This is a genomic window from Olleya sp. KJ81-1 (assembly GCF_055808135.1).
Window position 1 is genome coordinate 2,905,541 of the sequence record NZ_CM147854.1, and the last position, 17,654, is coordinate 2,923,194.

The 17,654-nt window shown below is 32.4% G+C and carries 17 protein-coding genes and 1 pseudogene; 3 read left to right on the plus strand and 15 right to left on the minus strand.

What is annotated here, in order from left to right; all coding sequences use genetic code 11:
* Positions 1-3 precede the first annotated feature (3 nt).
* Genes AC0L3M_RS13615 through AC0L3M_RS13625 form a run of 3 tightly spaced genes read left to right on the plus strand, consistent with a single transcriptional unit; the run spans position 4 to position 2,846 of the window.
* A complete protein-coding gene (locus AC0L3M_RS13615) occupies positions 4-1,821 on the plus strand; it encodes a GNAT family N-acyltransferase (RefSeq protein ID WP_473431122.1) in 1,818 nt (605 codons plus the stop codon).
* Positions 1,814-2,173 (plus strand): carboxypeptidase-like regulatory domain-containing protein, encoded by a 360-nt coding sequence (locus AC0L3M_RS13620; protein WP_473431123.1) that lies wholly within the window; start codon positions 1,814-1,816, stop codon positions 2,171-2,173. Before AC0L3M_RS13615 ends, AC0L3M_RS13620 begins: the two co-directional genes overlap by 8 nt.
* Positions 2,136-2,846, plus strand: a complete 711-nt coding sequence (locus AC0L3M_RS13625) for a hypothetical protein (RefSeq protein ID WP_473431124.1) — start codon at positions 2,136-2,138, stop codon at positions 2,844-2,846. The genes AC0L3M_RS13620 and AC0L3M_RS13625 overlap by 38 nt, the downstream gene beginning before the upstream one ends.
* Before the next feature lie 3 nt (positions 2,847-2,849).
* Here AC0L3M_RS13625 and AC0L3M_RS13630 read toward each other — a convergent pair whose 3' ends face one another.
* From AC0L3M_RS13630 to AC0L3M_RS13700, 15 genes and pseudogenes are all read right to left on the minus strand, one after another.
* Positions 2,850-3,176: an ArsR/SmtB family transcription factor gene (locus AC0L3M_RS13630; protein WP_145005786.1), complete on the minus strand. Its 327-nt coding sequence runs from the start codon at positions 3,174-3,176 to the stop codon at positions 2,850-2,852.
* A 114-nt stretch (positions 3,177-3,290) separates the two neighbouring features.
* Entirely contained in the window at positions 3,291-3,833 is a 543-nt protein-coding gene (locus AC0L3M_RS13635; protein WP_473431125.1) for a hypothetical protein, read from the minus strand.
* 51 nt (positions 3,834-3,884) lie between these two features.
* Positions 3,885-4,274 (minus strand): VOC family protein, encoded by a 390-nt coding sequence (locus AC0L3M_RS13640; protein ID WP_473431126.1) that lies wholly within the window; start codon positions 4,272-4,274, stop codon positions 3,885-3,887.
* A complete protein-coding gene (locus AC0L3M_RS13645) occupies positions 4,271-4,732 on the minus strand; it encodes a DUF1801 domain-containing protein (RefSeq protein WP_473431127.1) in 462 nt (153 codons plus the stop codon). Before AC0L3M_RS13645 ends, AC0L3M_RS13640 begins: the two co-directional genes overlap by 4 nt.
* A gap of 25 nt (positions 4,733-4,757) precedes the next feature.
* Positions 4,758-5,695 (minus strand): annotated as a pseudogene (locus AC0L3M_RS13650) (2-hydroxyacid dehydrogenase).
* A 151-nt stretch (positions 5,696-5,846) separates the two neighbouring features.
* Positions 5,847-7,220 (minus strand): magnesium transporter, encoded by a 1,374-nt coding sequence (gene mgtE, locus AC0L3M_RS13655; protein WP_339808035.1) that lies wholly within the window; start codon positions 7,218-7,220, stop codon positions 5,847-5,849.
* A 4-nt stretch (positions 7,221-7,224) separates the two neighbouring features.
* Positions 7,225-8,022: a 16S rRNA (adenine(1518)-N(6)/adenine(1519)-N(6))-dimethyltransferase RsmA gene (gene rsmA / locus AC0L3M_RS13660; protein ID WP_028284171.1), complete on the minus strand. Its 798-nt coding sequence runs from the start codon at positions 8,020-8,022 to the stop codon at positions 7,225-7,227.
* A gap of 30 nt (positions 8,023-8,052) precedes the next feature.
* The gene (locus tag AC0L3M_RS13665; RefSeq protein WP_145005798.1) at positions 8,053-8,376 is read right to left on the minus strand and encodes a DUF4286 family protein; all 324 of its coding nucleotides are present in this window, start codon (positions 8,374-8,376) and stop codon (positions 8,053-8,055) included.
* Positions 8,377-8,379: 3 nt separating this feature from the next.
* Positions 8,380-8,892 carry a GNAT family N-acetyltransferase gene (locus tag AC0L3M_RS13670; RefSeq protein WP_473431128.1) on the minus strand — a complete coding sequence of 171 codons (513 nt, stop codon included), beginning with the start codon at positions 8,890-8,892 and terminating at the stop codon, positions 8,380-8,382.
* Between the two features lie 4 nt (positions 8,893-8,896).
* A complete protein-coding gene (locus AC0L3M_RS13675; RefSeq protein WP_473431129.1) occupies positions 8,897-9,997 on the minus strand; it encodes a tetratricopeptide repeat protein in 1,101 nt (366 codons plus the stop codon).
* Positions 9,998-10,008: 11 nt separating this feature from the next.
* Positions 10,009-10,680: a tetratricopeptide repeat protein gene (locus tag AC0L3M_RS13680; RefSeq protein ID WP_473431130.1), complete on the minus strand. Its 672-nt coding sequence runs from the start codon at positions 10,678-10,680 to the stop codon at positions 10,009-10,011.
* Between the two features lie 433 nt (positions 10,681-11,113).
* A complete protein-coding gene (gene serS, locus AC0L3M_RS13685; protein ID WP_473431131.1) occupies positions 11,114-12,391 on the minus strand; it encodes a serine--tRNA ligase in 1,278 nt (425 codons plus the stop codon).
* 121 nt (positions 12,392-12,512) lie between these two features.
* Entirely contained in the window at positions 12,513-13,832 is a 1,320-nt protein-coding gene (locus AC0L3M_RS13690; protein WP_473431132.1) for an HTTM domain-containing protein, read from the minus strand.
* On the minus strand, positions 13,822-14,736 hold the full coding sequence (locus tag AC0L3M_RS13695; protein ID WP_292943445.1) for a bifunctional riboflavin kinase/FAD synthetase: 915 nt from the start codon (positions 14,734-14,736) through the stop codon (positions 13,822-13,824). Before AC0L3M_RS13695 ends, AC0L3M_RS13690 begins: the two co-directional genes overlap by 11 nt.
* An 81-nt stretch (positions 14,737-14,817) precedes the next feature.
* Positions 14,818-17,556 carry a M43 family zinc metalloprotease gene (locus tag AC0L3M_RS13700; protein ID WP_473431133.1) on the minus strand — a complete coding sequence of 913 codons (2,739 nt, stop codon included), beginning with the start codon at positions 17,554-17,556 and terminating at the stop codon, positions 14,818-14,820.
* Between the last annotated feature and the right edge of the window lie 98 nt (positions 17,557-17,654).

Consider the following 17,654-nt stretch of genomic DNA (forward strand, 5'->3'; position numbering starts at 1 on the left):
TAAATGGGATTAGTCACTGCAAAAGAAGTTTCAAAAGCTATAAAACTTGATAAATACGGGTTTTTAGGGACTTTTGTTGGTTGGTTATTAATGAAAGTTTTAAAGATATCTACTTTAAATAAAATCTATAATCGTAATAAACATTTATCACATTTAGAATTTTTAAACGGAATTTTAGATGAATTTCAAATTAAATTTGAAATACCTGAAGAAGATTTAAAGCGATTACCTAAAGATGGAGCATACATTACAGTTTCTAATCATCCTTTAGGCGGAATTGATGGTATATTACTTTTAAAATTAATGCTAGAACAACGCGAAGATTTTAAAATAATTGCTAACTTTTTATTACATCGTATAGAACCGATGAAGCCATATATAATGCCTGTTAATCCTTTTGAGGACAGAAAAGATGTAAAATCTAGCATAGCAGGATTTAAAAGTGCAATTTCACACTTACGCGATGGTCATCCATTAGGTATATTTCCTGCAGGAGAAGTGTCTACTTACAGAGACGGTAAATTGGTAGTAGATAGACCATGGGAAGAAACAGCTATGAAGTTAGTACAAAAAGCTAAAGTACCTGTAGTACCAATATACTTTCATGCTAATAATAGTAAGTTGTTTTATAAGCTATCTAAAATTAGCGATATTTTTAGAACTGCAAAATTACCATCAGAGTTGTTGACTCAAAAAAGACGAGTGATAAAGGTTAGAATAGGAAAGCCAATCTCTGTGAATGATCAAGCCGAGCATGAGTCGCTTTCAGATTTTTCTGAATTTATAAGAAGAAAAACCTATATGCTATCCAATGCATTTGAACCAAAAGAAAAAATAATAGATACCATTTCCTCTAGCTTAAAATCTCCAAAATCTATAAAAGCACCTAAACAAATTGTGACACCTGTTAGTCAACAGGCTATGATTACTGAGGTTGATGCTTTAAGACAGCAGGATTGCAAATTGTTAACTAGTAAAAATTACGAAGTGTTTTTGGCTACTGCCGAAAACATGCCAAACTTGCTGCGTGAAATTGGTCGTTTGAGAGAGATTACTTTTAGAGAAGTAGGAGAAGGAACAAATGAACCTATAGATTTAGACCAATTTGATAATTATTACCACCATTTATTTTTATGGGATAGTGAAGCTAATGTTTTAGCAGGAGCATACAGGATGGGATTAGGATCTCAGATTTTTGCCAATTATGGGATTAATGGATTTTATCTGCAAGACTTGTTTGGTTTTGAACCAGAATTGTATAAAATGATGAGTGAGTCCATTGAAATGGGTCGTGCATTTATAATAAAAGAGTATCAGCAAAAACCAATGCCTTTATTTTTATTATGGAAAGGTATTGTACACACTACGTTACGTCATCCTGAGCATAAGTTTTTAATTGGTGGTGTTAGTATCAGTAATCAATTTTCAGAATTTTCTAAATCGTTAATGATTGAGTTTATGAAGTCGCATTATTACGATCCTTATGTAGCCCAATATGTACATCCTAAAAAAGAATTTAAAGTAAAACTTAAAGATGCAGATAAGGACTTTGTATTTGATGCAACAGAAGCTGACTTAAACAAGTTTGACAAAATTATTGACGAGATTGAACCAGGAGCATTAAGGCTTCCTGTACTACTTAAAAAGTACATCAAACAAAATGCACGTTTAGTGGCTTTTAATGTTGATCCACTATTTAATAATGCAGTAGATGGTTTAATGTATATTAAAATAGAAGATTTACCAGAAAGTACAGTAAGACCTGTTATGGAAGAGTTTCAAGCAGAATTAGAGCGTAAAGTTACTGAGCAAAATGAGTAACAGAATAGTAATTTTAATTGCTTTTTTTGTTAGCACATTAACATTTGCGCAGACCTATTCTGGTACTGTACAAGACGCAGATACAAATCAATTGTTATCTAGTGTTACCGTTTATTTTGATGGTACAACCATTGGTGTAATCACAGATCTTGATGGTAATTTTTCTATTTCAACACAAAAAACTATAAACGCGCCATTAGTAATTAGTTATATTGGTTACGAGACGTTAATAATTGATAAAAAAATACTTCAAAATAATCCTATAATAAAGCTTAAACCTCAAGCTACAGATTTGGACGAGATTGTCTTAACTGATGATGACTGGTCAAGAGAAAAAAATAGGATATTTTAAACGCGAGTTTTTAGGACAGTCAATCCATAGTGAAGATTGTAAGATCAAAAACCTTGATAACATTAGATTTAGATATAGCAAAGTAGATCAAACTATGTACGCTATATCAGATCAACCCATAGTTGTAATCAATAAGTATTTAGGTTATAAAGTCGAGTATAACTTAGTTGATTTTGAAATCATGTTCCATACATCAGCAGCAGGATTTGATTATGTTAAAGAAGTATTTTACAGTGGTACAAGTAATTTTACCGAATTAAATACAAAAGTAAAGAAACGTTATCTCAAAAACCGAAGCTTTGTTTACAAGACCTCATTATTATATTTTATGAGAAGCTTAGCAGCAAGTAATCTTAGAGAAAATGGATTTAAGTTATTTAAAAAGGAGGATGAAGCGTCTTCCGATCCATTATTTGAAACTATTCAAGATGCGGTTTTTAAAACTGAAAAAACAGAACATAATACTACAAAAGTCTCCTTTTTAGGTACTAATAAAGTAGTGGTTAGTTTTGAAAACTTAGAGCAAGCCTTTTTATTGCCAAACTCAAAAGATCTGACTTTTTATATAGACAGCTTTGGTATACACTTTCCTATTAACAATGTATTGTTTGGAGGTCTGTTTGGACAAGATAGATTGGTAAATATGCTACCATCGGATTATAATTTACAATAACTATTACTTATTGCAATTAACCTGAGTTTTTACAAAAAAGTCATTGACAACACGTCTACTTTCGTTTAATTGATCTAAATCAATCGTGTAAAATAGGTTTTTTCCTTTTACTTTTTGTTTAAGTAAACCTATTTTTCTAATCTCGCCAAGATGTTGCGAGATAGTTGGTTGTGACAATCCAGTGCTTTCCACAAGCGCATTGCAATTGCAATCTTTGTTTTCGCTTATGTACTGTATCATGGCTATTCTAGCAGGATGCCCCAATACTTTAGTAATACTTGCCACTTGATTTTGCGATGTATTAAATAGCTGTTTTTTTGAAAAGCCCATAGTTATTATATGATTAATATTATTATTAAAGTGATATTGCAATATCACAATGATAAATTTAATTAAAAAACCAAAATCAAGCAAGACTTTGGTTTTAAATTTCTAATCTTTTTGTTATTTACCAAATAAACGTTGGAAAAAAGACTTCGTTTTTTTAGTAGTTTCTTCAATAACTTCTTTAGCATCTTCAGCTAAATCCTCTAATTTATCGCCAGCTTCGTCTGCAAGTTTAGAGGCCTTCTCTTTGGCGTCATCTAGCATTTCTTTAGCATCTTCATTTATAAATTCGGTTGCTTTTGCTTTAGCCTTTTGATACGTTTCTTTAGCGTCATCAGATAGCTCTTCAAATTTTTCTCCTGCCTCTTTGGCTATTTTAGATGCTTTGTCTTTAGCATCGTCCATAAACTCTTTAGCATCTTCGTTTATAAACTCGGTAGCTTTAGCTTTTGCTTTTTCAAACGTTTCTTTAGCATCCTCTTTTAGATCTTCAAACTTAGACTCTGCTTTATCAACAACTTCTGATGTCTTTTCTTTAACAGCTTCTAGGGTTTCTTCGGATGTTTCTTTGACGTCTTCAGTTACATTATTTGCAGTGTCTTCTATACTGTTTAAAGTTTTCTCTGCTTCACTTTCAATATTTTTATGCTCTTCGTTCATGATTTATCGATGTTATTTTTCTGAAAGCTAATATATTACAATAATTTATGATTATTTTAAAAATATTTTATCAATAGGTTCCCAAAGCTCAATTTTATTACCATCATTATCTAAAATCCAACCAAATTTTCCGTAGCTGTATTCTTCAATTTCACCTAGTACAGTTACGCCTTCTTCTTTTAAAGCGGATAGTAATTCTGTTAAGTTCTCTATACGATAATTAAACATAAAGTCTTTTTTAGATGGCTCAAAATGTTGGCTATCTTCTTTAAAAGGACTCCATTGTGTCGAGCAGTCATTACCATCTTTGTCTTTCCACCAGAAGGTTGAGCCATAATCATCCGTATCAAATCCTAAATGTTTTTGGTACCAATCCTTTGTTGCTTTTGGGTCTTTAGTTTTAAAAAATAGACCACCTATTCCTGTAACGCGTTTTTTCATTTTTTTAATTTTAATGCAGATTCATAAATTGTTATCCATTCTTCAACACTCATTTTACCTAATAACTCCTCAATTAAATCGTAAGGGATATCATCCATTTTTTTAAATCTGATACAGCTTTTACCCATGTCTAATTTGTATTTACAGTGTTTTGGGTACTCTGCAACAAACCAATCATATAATTCCTTTTTTGCATATAAACCTGAATGATATATTGCTATAAAGTTTTTTTGAGAAGCTACATTAATAAAAGGTAAAGGCGGAAATGGTTTGCAATGGTAACCAGCTGGATATATAGATTTTGGTACATAATAAGCCAACATACTATAACCCATGCCTGCTTCTAAACCTTTTGGCATGTGTTGTGTTATTAAATTATGCAGTTTAGTTACAGGTGCTTTTCTGTCTTCTGGTAGTTGATTAATGTAGTCTTCTGGTGTTTTTGCGGTTGAGGTCATTAGGTTTAATTTTATTTTTAGAGAATTAGCTAAACTGTGATTTAATTTTATCTACTATTGTTTGTGCTAGTTTTTCTTTACTTTCTATGGTCCATCCAGCTACGTGTGGAGATAAAATAACATTATCTGCTTTTATTAAATATTTGAAGGCTTCTGGCATTTTATTATCGGTAAAAAGGTTTTCGAAGGATGATTTTTCATATTCTAAAACATCTAAACCTGCACCTAATATTTTTCCCGTTTTTAATGCTGAAACTAAATCTGAAGTTACTACACTTTTACCTCTTGCTGTATTTATTAACCAAAATGGTTTTTTAAAACCGTTTATAAATTTTGCATCAATCATATTAATGGTAGATGGTGTTTCTGGAGTATGTAAACTTAATACGTCTGCTTGGTCTTGTAACTTAGATAAAGGTACTTGTGTAGCGTTAGCGTCTGCTACATTTGGTTTAAGGTCATAACATAAGACCTTAACGTCAAAGCCACGAAGTTTTTTTGCAAAGGCTTTTCCCATATTACCGTAACCTATTAAACCAACGGTTTTACCATCTAGTTCTAATCCACGATTATCTTCGCGTAACCATTGACCTTGTCTAACTTCTTTATCACCTTTATTAAGTTTATTAAATAGACTTAATAGCATGGCTAAACTATGTTCTCCTACAGCATTACGATTACCTTCTGGAGCTGCAATTAAAGCGATGCCTTTACTTTGTGCGTAGTCACAATCTATGTTTTCTAGACCTGCACCAACACGTCCTATAAATTTAAGGTTGGTTGCTGCGTCTAAAAAGTTTTGTCAATACTAAATCGGCTTCGTATTATAAAACCGTCATATTGGTTTATTTTTTGTTGGATGTCTATTTTGGAAGAGGTATAATCTTCGTGATTTGTAAAGCCTATATCGTTAAGCTGATTGATTAGCAATGGATGGTTGGCGTCTAGGTGTAATATTTTCATTTATTAGAGACTGTCTATTGTGTTAAACAATTTTAATAAAAGTAATGTTTTTATGCGTTAGTGGTAGTAGTGGCATCCTTTTTTTTGCTGCCATATATGGCAAAAAAAAGATATAACGGATGACACGACCTTTAGGTAACGCCCAAATTATTTAAAATCCTAAGATTGATTTTGCAATAAGAAAATATAGTAATATACCAAATACATCATTACTGGTAGTAATAAATGGTCCTGTTGCAACTGCTGGATCAATGCCTCTTTTATCTAAAAATATTGGAATAAAGGTCCCAATTAATGCTGCCATAATTATAACTGCAACTAATGCTATTGCTATAGTTATTGATATTATATATGGTGTTTTAAATGCAAAATGCGTAACTGCTATGGCTACCAATGCTAGCGCTAAACCGTTAACTAATCCTAAGATAGACTCTTTAAACAGTCGTTTTATTATGTTACCATCTATACTGTTGTTGGCTAATCCTTGTACTACAATTGCAGAGGATTGTACTCCAACATTACCAGCTGTTGCTTGTATTAGTGGCACAAAACTTAGTAGGATTATAAACTCACCCATGGAGCCATTAAATCCTTCGATTATACTGGCTGCACCAAGTCCACCAAACATACCAATTAGTAACCATGGTAATCGTGCTTTGGTTAATTTAAGGATGCTATCATCTGCTTCTACATCTTGCGATATACCTGCTGCCATTTGATAATCTTTGTCTGCTTCTTCACGAATAACATCAACGATATCATCAATAGTAATACGACCTAATAGTGTTTTATTTTGATCAACCACAGGAATCGCTTCTAGGTCATACTTTTGCATGATTTTTGCGACTTCCTCTACGTCTTCTTCTACGTACACATAGTCCACATTGCTGTTGGCTAATTCTGCTATTTTTTGATCACTTTTTGCTGTTAATAGGTCTTTTAAAGATAGTCGACCTAACAGTTTTTCTTGTTTGTCTACAACGTAAATAGAATGTACGCGACTGACGTGTTGTGCTTGACCACGAATACGACGCAGACAGCCTGCTACTGTCCAAGTTTCGTAAACCTTGACAAGCTCTTTTGCCATTAAACCACCTGCTGTATCCTCGTCGTATGCTAATAGTTCTTGGATTTCGGCTTTGTGCTCTTGGTCTTCTATTTGAGATATTACTTCTGCTTGACGCTCTTCTGGAAGCTCTGCAATAATATCTGCAGCATCATCTGTGTCAAGTTCTTCTATTTCTTCTGCAATTTCTTTAGCAGACAGATTTTTTAAAACCTTTTCACGATTGTCCTCATCTAATTCCATTAGGACATCAGATGTGGTTTCAGAGTCTAGAAGCTTGATAACATACATAGCCTCGTCTAGATTTACTTCATCTAAGATTTCGGCAATATCTGCATAGTGAAACTCCTCTAAAAGCGTTTTAAGTGCTTTATCGTTTTTTTGTTCGATAAGTAACTCTACTTGCTCAATAAGTGCGTCTGTAAGCTGAAATTGTATGTTTTGATTGTCTTCCACCAAATAATTATTTGTCGTTTTCGATTAGGCTAGTTAACTCTAAAAATTGCGCAACGCTTAGTTGCTCTGGTCGTTTGTCAAAGATAGGGTTTGCTTTTAAATTATCTGACAATTCCATTGTTTTTAAACTGTTACGAATGGTTTTGCGTCGTTGCTGAAAAGCTTGTTTTACTACTCTGAAAAATAATTTTTCGTCACACGGTAAACTATAATCTGCTTTACGTGTTAAACGTAATACTCCAGAATCTACTCTTGGTGGTGGATTAAATACGGTTGGAGGTACTGTAAATAAGTACTCGGCATCATAAAACGCTTGTGTAAGTACAGATAATATACCGTAAACTTTACTACCTTCTTTGGAGCAAATACGTTGTGCTACTTCTTTTTGAAACATACCAGAAAATTCTGGAATTTGATCACGAAGCTCTAATGTTTTAAATACAATTTGAGTTGAAATATTATAAGGGAAGTTACCAATTATTGCAAAAGGTTGGTCCTTAAAAGTTTGGCTTAAGTCGTATTTTAAAAAATCTTTTTCAATGATTCTTGGCGCTAAGTTTAGATAGTTGTTTTGTAGGTATTCTACACTTTCTGTATCTATTTCTATAACGTAAGTTGTAATAGGTTTTTGTAGTAAGTATTTGGTTAAAACACCCATTCCTGGTCCAATCTCTAAGACGTTTTTGTAACCGTTTAAAGTTAATGCGTCTGCAATGTCTTTAGCAATACCTTCATCTTCTAAAAAGTGTTGACCAAGAAATTTTTTAGCTTTAACTTGATGGTTGTTATGTTTTTGATGTGCCATAAAATAGGTTGTTTTTCAGCTTAAGCTGAATTATTTAAACGATACCGAATACTCGTCCACAATTTGAAGCTCTGTTCTAAAAGCTAACATTTTGTCTGCAAATTTTTTAAGACCTTCATTTCTAAGGTTGTCAGCGTCTTCTTTATAATAGGCATCCAAAGCTTCTCTGGAATACGATTTATATTGAATGGAGTAGGTTTGTCCACCCATTTCTTCATCCACTAAAACCTTAGTAAGTGTTGCTTTTTCAAACTTACCTGTTGCTAACACAGTTGGTATGTGTTGTTTTATCCAGATTAACCACTCGTCGTGAGCACTATCATCTATATTTACTGTGACGTTATATATGTACATGGTCTATAAGTTTTTTGCAAATAACATAAGTTCTGAGTCGTCCTCAAAGGGTTTTACCATTTTTATGAAGTTAAAACCTAATTTTTCTATTAATTTAATGGATGCAACGTTATTATCTTTAGTTATTGCTCCAATTTTTTTAAGGTCAAAGCTGTTTTTTGCTAAATTTAATATCGCTAAAGACGATTCTAACCCATAGCCTTTACCTTCATATTCTGGTAACATTGCAAAGCCAATGTCAGGTAATTCTAAATTTGCTCGTTTTGTTAAACCGTTTGTGCCAATTGGTTTGTTGTTTTCTGCTTTTAAATGCAATTTGTAAAACCCATAACCATGTTTTTTGTAGTCATTTAAATGACCCTTTTTAATGCGTGCTTTGGCTTGGTCAATAGTGTTTACTTTACGATCACCAATAAATAATTTAAATTTTGGAGTGTTAACTAAATCTATAAAAAATTGAGCATCATCCAATGTAAACTTAGTAATTATAAGTCGTTCTGTTTCTGCTACTACCATAATGTTAGTTTAAGTTGTCACCACGAAGCGCTCTAAATTTTTTACGAGCATCGACTGCGTATATGCTATCCGAATGATTGAACAATAATTGTTCGTATAATTTTTTAGCTTCTTCTGGTTGATTTAAGTGATTTACTAATAGTTCTGCCAAATTATATAGTGCGTTATCTAATAAAATACTGTCTTTAAAGTCTGTTATAATACGTTGGTAATTTGACTTTGCGTTTTCAAATTCATTTTTAATTTCGAATAATGCTGCTTGTTTTAGTAAGGCTTGAGGTACAATAACTTCTGTTTTATGATCTGTTAAAACGCTATTTAGAATATTAATGGCTTGGTCATTTTTATTTTGAAACGCTAATAAATCTGCTTTAGCATATTTAGTTAAAGCTATTTGTAGTGAGTCTTCTGCTCTGTTATCGCTAATTAGTAATTTTAAATCTAATGCATCATTAGCGGTTAATTGAGAGGTCGAGGATTTTAATATTTTTAGCTGTGATTCTGCCCATTTGAAATCGCCTTTATAATAACTAGCTTTTGCAATTTTAAATCTTGCTTCCTGTGCTATGGTACTGTTTTTTAGGTTGCGTTCTATTTGGGTGTAGTATATTAAGGCTTCGTTAAATTTTTCTTGTAAAATTAATATGTCACCTAATTCTAATTTAACTGGAGCTAAATCATATTCTGAAATTTTAAATTTTAATGCGTTTTTTAATATTGAAATGGCTTGATCTTGCTGATTAAAATTAAAAGCTAAAAAGTGCGCGTAGTTAATTTGTAAATTTAGTGTTTGTGGTGTTTTACCATAGGTTTCAAAAAGCTTTTCATAGTCTTTCTGAATGTTGGGATAGTCGTTAGCAGTGGCTATTTTAGTTTTAATTAATAGCACTTTTAAGTTACCAACAAGTTTGGTGTCAATGTCCTGAGTGTTTTGAATTATAAAATTAAATACAGCTATGGCATCGTCGTATTGTTTTTGGTTTTCTGCAATTAAACCTAATTCTACCAAACGATCTAAGCTTTGCATTTGTCTTTTGTAAATTGCTTTTTCTTGAGCAAAAGCTTTATTGTAATCTTTTTGCTGAATGAATAACCAACTAAGCATCTCATTCCAGATTAAATCTTGTGATTGTTGAATTTTTTTAAAAGTATTTTTTTTAAAAATATATTATTTTGATTGGAGGCATCATCCGAAATAAACTCGCTAATACTTCTTTTAATGGTGTTTAAATAACTGTAGCTAGTTTCTACTAAATCTATATAGCTTTTAAACATTTTTTCTACTTCACCTTGTGCGCCATAAATACGTGCTAATTGCATATTAAACTCTAACCTAGGATTAAGTTGCATAGCTTTTTTGTATGTAGTTATGGCTTGGTTTAAAAGTGATAGATTTTCAAAAGTCCTACCAACGCGATAGGCATTATTTGTGTTTTCGTCTAAGGATTTAATTGCTTGATCATAATATTTATTAGCATTTATACTGTCATTTTGTAGGTTGTAATTGTAACCTAGTTCTACTAATAATTCTGGATATTTATTGGTGTCAAGTACTTCTAGTAGTCTTGCTTCTGCATCTTTATATAGTTCTAATTGTTGCTCTATTTTTACTAATTGTAATAAGTAGTTGGTGTTATTTGTGTTTTTGTTGTATAATTTTTTATAGCTGGTTAAGGCTTTTTCAAACTCACCATTTGTAAAATATTCGCGTGCTACTAAGTCCTCCTGTGCATTTAATGTCACAGAAAATATCAAGAGTATTATTAAAATGTAACGTTTAATTATCATTGTTGTAAATATAAAAATACGAAAGCTAGTAAATGTAAATAATGTGCAAAAAAAATGCCCGAACTAAGTTCAGGCATTTAGCCAATCTAATAAATGTGCTATTAATCATATATATATTCAATATAAGATTCAATTACTTGATTGGGGTTTATCTATGTAATTTTACTTTTTATTGTTTTACTAGTGCTATTGTCTCTTTGTCGTTGCTTTGGTCGTTAGTTTTGTTTAAAACTTTCACCATAACAGCTAAAAGAAGCATGAAAAGCAGCAATCTTGCAACGGTTTTCATAATTAGTAGGTTGTATTGGGTGTATCAAAGAAAACTTATTTTTTGTTAACCACAAAACAAAACGCATTAAAAACGACAAAACAACGTGTTTTTTAACGTTTAATCGATTAAATTAATTTTATAAATAAGAAAAAACCTACAAAACTAATTAATATATTCAAAACCTGTATAAGGGACTAATACGTCTGGAATCTTAATTCCGTCTGCTGTTTGGTAATTTTCTAATATTCCTGCTAAAACTCTAGGTAGTGCTAAAGAGCTTCCGTTTAAGGTATGTGCTAATTCGTTTTTACCTTCACTATTTTTAAAACGAAGCTTTAAACGGTTGGCTTGAAACGTTTCAAAATTAGAAACGCTTGATATTTCTAACCAACGGTCTTGTGCTGTAGAAAAGACTTCGAAGTCATAAGTTAATGCAGAAGTAAACCCTGTGTCACCACCACATAATCTTAGGATTCTGAATGGTAAATTAAGTTCGTTTAATATTGCTTTAACGTGGTCAACCATACCGTCTAATGCTTTGTAAGAATTGTCAGGATGCTCTACACGTAAAATTTCAACCTTATCAAATTGATGTAAACGGTTTAATCCACGCACGTGTGCACCATAACTTCCTGCTTCAACTCTAAAACATGGTGTGTAAGTGGTTAGGCACTTTGGTAAATCTTTTTCGTCTAATAAATCGTTTCTGTAAATATTTGTTGCAGGAACTTCTCCTGTAGGGATTAAGTATAGACTTGGGCTAACATTGGTAGTATGATACATTTGTCCATCTTTATCTGGTAACTGTCCTGTTGCCAAAGCTGAAGCTTCGTTTACAAGATGTGGTACTTGTACTTCCTCATAGCCAGCTGCTGTATTTTTATCTAAAAAATAGGCAATTAATGCACGTTGTAACTTAGCGCCTTTACCTTTGTATACTGGAAAACCTGCTCCAGCTATTTTTGTACCTAATTCAAAATCTATGATGTCATATTTTTTTGCTAGTTCCCAATGTGGTAAAGCACCATCATGTAATTTAGGGATTTCACCTTCGGCATATACTTCTTCATTATCCTCTTCGCTATTACCTTTTGGTACAGAAGCGTGTGGAATGTTTGGAATTTTGTATAATAGTTGATTTAAAGCTTCGGCTGTAGTAGTAAGCTTGTCGTTTAACTCTTTAGATTCGTCTTTAAAATCTGCTGTTTTAGCTTTTAAAGCATTTGCTTTTTCGGCTTGACCGGATTTATATAATATACCAATTTCTTTAGAGATAGCATTGGATTCTGCTAAAACTGCATCTAATTTAGTTTGTAAAGCACGACGCTCTTCATCTAAATTTATTACCTCTTCAATCAATGTAGAAGCATCTATGTTTCTAACTGCTAATCTATTGATAACTAAATCTTTGTTTTCTCTGATAAATGGTACTTGTAACATATGTTTTGTTTTGGGTGTTACTTCATGCTTTGGCACACTATAATTGTTGTGCTAGGTGACAATTTGTAACTTCAAATTATATGTTGTAAAAGTAGTAAGATTTTGGTTGCTTTAAAATAAATTATTTATCTAATTGCGAAGGTAATACCCAATCACTGTGCTTAAAGGGTTGCCACTTGACACTAGCTAAATCTGTTTTAGTATTAATTAGCGTTTTATGAGGTCTTCCATTAACGCTTACTTTTGCACTTACGTACACAGCAATATCTTGACCTTTTGACTTGTAGTCCTTTTTTAAATGCTGTGCAAATTGCCATATTACGTCAGGTCTTGTAGTGACCAAGCGTTGTTGTTTTTTGGTTAAATAATCGTTTAGATTTATTAAGGTTTCTTGATTGGTGTTTTTATCGACTACTTTATAGGTTGCGTATCCAGATTTTGATCTAAGCATCATTCGCCAAGATAATCTATGACCTTCTTCTGTCCATAAAACATTATCGTTTATAAAATGATGACGTAAAGGTAGAATGATTTGAATTATAAAATATATGGTTGTAGCTCCTATTAAGATTGGTTTGTAATTAGGGATGATAACTTGGTTATCCTTGTATAAGGGCTTGTTTTTAAGAAATATTTTTTTAATTAATTCTGGAGCAAAAAAGAATAAGCTAAATGCCAACGCTAAATAAGGGAAAATGCCAACTTGAAATACAATAGAATTAAATAAATGGAATATTATAGAGCTGTAAAATGCTAGTTTTCTGGTTGGTTTAAAAAGCAATAAAGGAATTATTAATCCATCATATAAAATACCTCCATAAGCTACAAAAAAAGGTAAGTATTGATTTTGTAATAGTTGCCCAATAATAGGATAGTTAATTTTGTTTTCTAACAGCTGTCTAGGTACGCTTAGGTCTAACCAATCAGGATACATTTTGGCAATGGATGCGTAGGTATATAATATTAATAATTGCACTACAAAAATCCACTTACACCAGCTAGGCATACTTATTTTTTTTATTTCAGGATTGAGTTTGGCGTCAATTGATGCGTATTTATTAGCAGGTAAAAACACCATAATTCCGCTTAGTAAGCATAATAGATAGTAGTGGTTGTTGTACGATGATTTTTGCATTAAATATGTAGTTGTCCACATAACAGTAAATGCAATCATGCTTAATCTGTATTTGTAACCAACCATTATTAGCAATCCAAAACAGCCCATTATAAAGTAATATACATACATCCAATTACCAGGTAGTGGCTGTAAAAAATCAAAACCAATAAAGTTGAACGTAAATTTTGGTTCTATTAACGTATTTTTAATCCATCCTGTAAAAATGGCTCCTACGGATTCTAGAAAACACAACAGACCAAAAATAATTCTGAAAACTATTAAGGCGCTATTGTCAATATGTTTAAATAGAATTTTATTTATCATACGTCTTTAAAAATTCTGATGCATTATGGTTGTCAATCTCTAATTGTTTTTTTAGTAAGTCAAGGCTTTCAAACTTTTGCTCTTCTCTTAGCCTATGTAGTAGCTCAATTGATAAGGTTTTGTTATATAAAGATTTATTTAAGTTGAAAAAATGAATCTCGATACTTTGGGTAGTACCACTTACTGTTGGATTTGTGCCAATATTCATCATTCCAAATTCAAGTACATTATCTATTATGGCTTGAACGACGTAAACGCCTTGTTTAGGAATAAGTTTATAGGTTTCTTCAATTTTAAGATTTGCAGTAGGATAGCTTATTGTTTTACCAATGCCTTTGCCTTTAATAATTGTTCCTGTCAGCATAAAATTATAGCCTAAGTACGTGTTAGCTGTTTTGATGTCTCCTTCGTTTAATGCAGCTCTAATTTTTGTAGAACTTATGGCAACATCATCTATATCTTGCATAGAAATCTCTTCTACATCAAAATTAAATTGCTCTCCAAATAGTCTTAGGTCATTGATGTTAGCATTTCTGTTACGACCAAAATGATGATCATAACCTATAATGACGTGTTTTGCTTTTAATTGATCGACTAAAATGTCCTCTACAAATGACTCAGCGGTTAATCTAGAAAAGTCTTTGGTGAATTTTTTTACAACTAAATTGGTAATTCCAAAACGTTTTAATAATAACTCTTTTTCACTTATTGTATTAATTAGCTTAATGTTAGCGTCTTTTTGAAGTACCATCCTTGGATGCGGGAAAAATGTTAATAAAGAAGGTTGAAGTCCTTTATTATTTGCAACCTCAACTAACTGTTTGATTATTTTTTGATGTCCAATATGAACGCCATCAAATGTACCAATAGTTAATACAGTGTTTTGTGTTTGATTTGTTTTCAACTTTCTAATATTATACTACAAAAGTAAAAAAGCCAATTGGATTAAATCCAATTGGCTTTTAAGATTATTGTATTTATCTTTTTATTTCTTGATAAAAGGGAATGTTACAGCATTTCCAGCTTTAGATATTTTAATAAAATACATTCCATTACTAAATGGAGTAGTGTCTATAGTAAGATCTTGAGCGTTGTTAATGTTGTTTTCAGTGATTAACTGACCAAGCATGTTGTATACTTTGTAAGCATTTGGTAAATCATTGTTATTAGCTGCTTTTATAGTTAATACACCAACAGATGGGTTAGGGTATATAGATAAAGTACTAGCTAATTCAAAATTATTAACCGATAAGAATGCTAATTGTGATCCAAAGTAATAAGTATCTGCGATACCTGTAGTAAATGATGCAGATAATATTAAGTCAGTACCAAACGCACTAATTGTAACAGGTACAACTTCGTTAGTACCTTCTTTTTTAACTTGTAATGCACTTCTGTTATTTCCAGTAGCAGTTTCCCAAGCAGCTATTTCAGCTTCAGTAAAGTAGAAGTTAATTGAAGATGCGTCACTAGAACTAGCATTTGTGGTTGTGATATCAAAAGTTTTAGCAGTTACAAAACCAGCAGCATCAGTTGCTCCAGCGTAAGATACAGCTGCAGCTCCAGCAGTTGTTGCATCTCTAGATACAGCTACTGTTGTACAACCATGAGCAAATCCTCCTGTGTTATCAATATCTAACATGATATTTCCAGTTGAAACATCTGTCGAGTAAGCTTGACCAGCAGCAGTTAAGTTAATTTGGTCAGGTGTTGTAGTGTTAACATCTGTTTGTACTAACGTGTTAACGTTTGATGTTACAGCAACATTATCTATAGCTAAAAAGTCTTGATCTGTACAATCCCAATGTCTAAAAGCAATATAAACATTTGATTGACCAGCAAATGCCGAAATATCAAACGTATGAGATATAATTGCTCCTGTATTTCCAGCATCACCTAATATTTCTGTCATTGAAGTCGCAGAATTTACTAAGGTTGCAATATTGTTTGTGTTACCTACATGGATGCTATATTTTTCTTCATCCCAACTTGCTGCAGCCACTTGAGTAGTCCAGCTCATTGTAACTGTTCCAGAAGCAGCAGATAAATCTATTGCTGGAGTTACAGCCCAATTATCAGGAGTTAATGGAACTTGAATCCATGAACGTGACATTAAACTAGGACTTAAAACAACGCCTACTGTAAATTGATCTCCAAATGAATTACCATCACCATCGGCATCTGTAGTTGTCCAGTCAGAAATATCTTCATCTTCAAAGTCATCACTAAAATATGTAACATTTGCAGTGTTTGAAACTACAGCGTCATCATTTAATATGGTAACATTGTAAGGTACTGTTGATACCGTAGCATCACCTGTAGTTGTTAAATTTAAGGTTAATTCTATAGTTTCATCAGCTTCAACAAAACTATCATTAAACACTCTTAAAGTGACAGCATTACTAGGTGTAGTTGATCCAGCAGGAAATGTAACAGAGTTATTCATTAACATGAAATCTTCATTTTCTGTAGCTGTTCCACTGTTTGATAATGTTACAGTTGAAGCAGCAGTACCACCTAAAGAGATTGTGAAATCAATTGTATAATCTTGGAAATTACAATCACTACCTTCAGCTATTTGTCCAGGAGAAGGTGTTCCAGAAGACGTGTTGATAAATGGAATTGTTGAAGAGTTACATGCATTAGAGCTAGCTAATTCCATTCTACGAGGCGAATTAGCCATTACAATTAACATTCTGTCTTTTTGATTTTGAGTAAAGTTATTCATACAGATATCGTTTGAATAATCCATATAATTGGTAGTTAAATCAGCAACACCATCACAAGTTGTTGTTGCTGGACAGTTACCACCACTAGATGTTTGTTGCGTTGGTGTATCTGCACAAAAATCATCTCCACAGTTAGCATCACCCCAAATATGTCTTAAACCTAGGTAGTGACCTACTTCATGAGTCATTGTTCTACCTCTATCATAAGGTGCGTTTAATAAAAAGCTACCATCATTGCTACCAATATCTCCAAAAGTACTATATGCAGCTACAACACCATCCGAGTTAGCACCACCATTATTTGCGTTTAAACCTTGTAATCCTGAAGCATTAGGAAATTGTGCATAACCTAAAAGCGTTTGATCAGTAAATTGAACAGACCACATGTTCATGTATTGTGTAGGATCCCAAATTGTAGCAGGTTTAAGTACTGTATCTGTACTACCTCCTGGTCCAGACCATGTTGTACCTAAAGCAGTAGAGTCAAAACGATTAATACCATTAGTTGGATTACCATTTTCATCTTGTTGAGCAAGACAAAATTCTATCTCAACATCAACTCCAGTTCCATCACCAGGTGTACCTGTTAATTTTCTAAAATCTTCATTCATTGCATCAATTTGAGAAATTACTTGTGCGTCAGTAATATTTGGTGCTACACCAATTGCTTGTCCTGAGTGAACAACGTGTACTACTACAGGAATTGAAATAACAACCATACTTCTGCTATCTGGATTTGCTAGGCGTTGTTGTTTAGCTTCTTCAATTTTGGTAGCCATCCAATCTTCAAATTGACCATCTGTAGCTCTTTCAGGAAATTGTTGAGCTAAGTAAGCTTCATATTCTGTACTTGAACATTTTACATAACCCGTGTCCTCTAGACTACGAGCGTTTTCAGGGGTTACGTTTTTTTGACCGTTATTTCTCTTTTCCTCTTGAGCTGTTAAGCTTAAAGTGAATAGTATAGAAAAAAGATAAAGTGTAATTTTTTTCATCAAAGGGTTTTTTAGTTTAATCCGATAAATTTATGGAAAAATTGCTAATTAGGGTGTTAAATTTTGAAAGGAATATTATTTTTTTACACATTTTATTA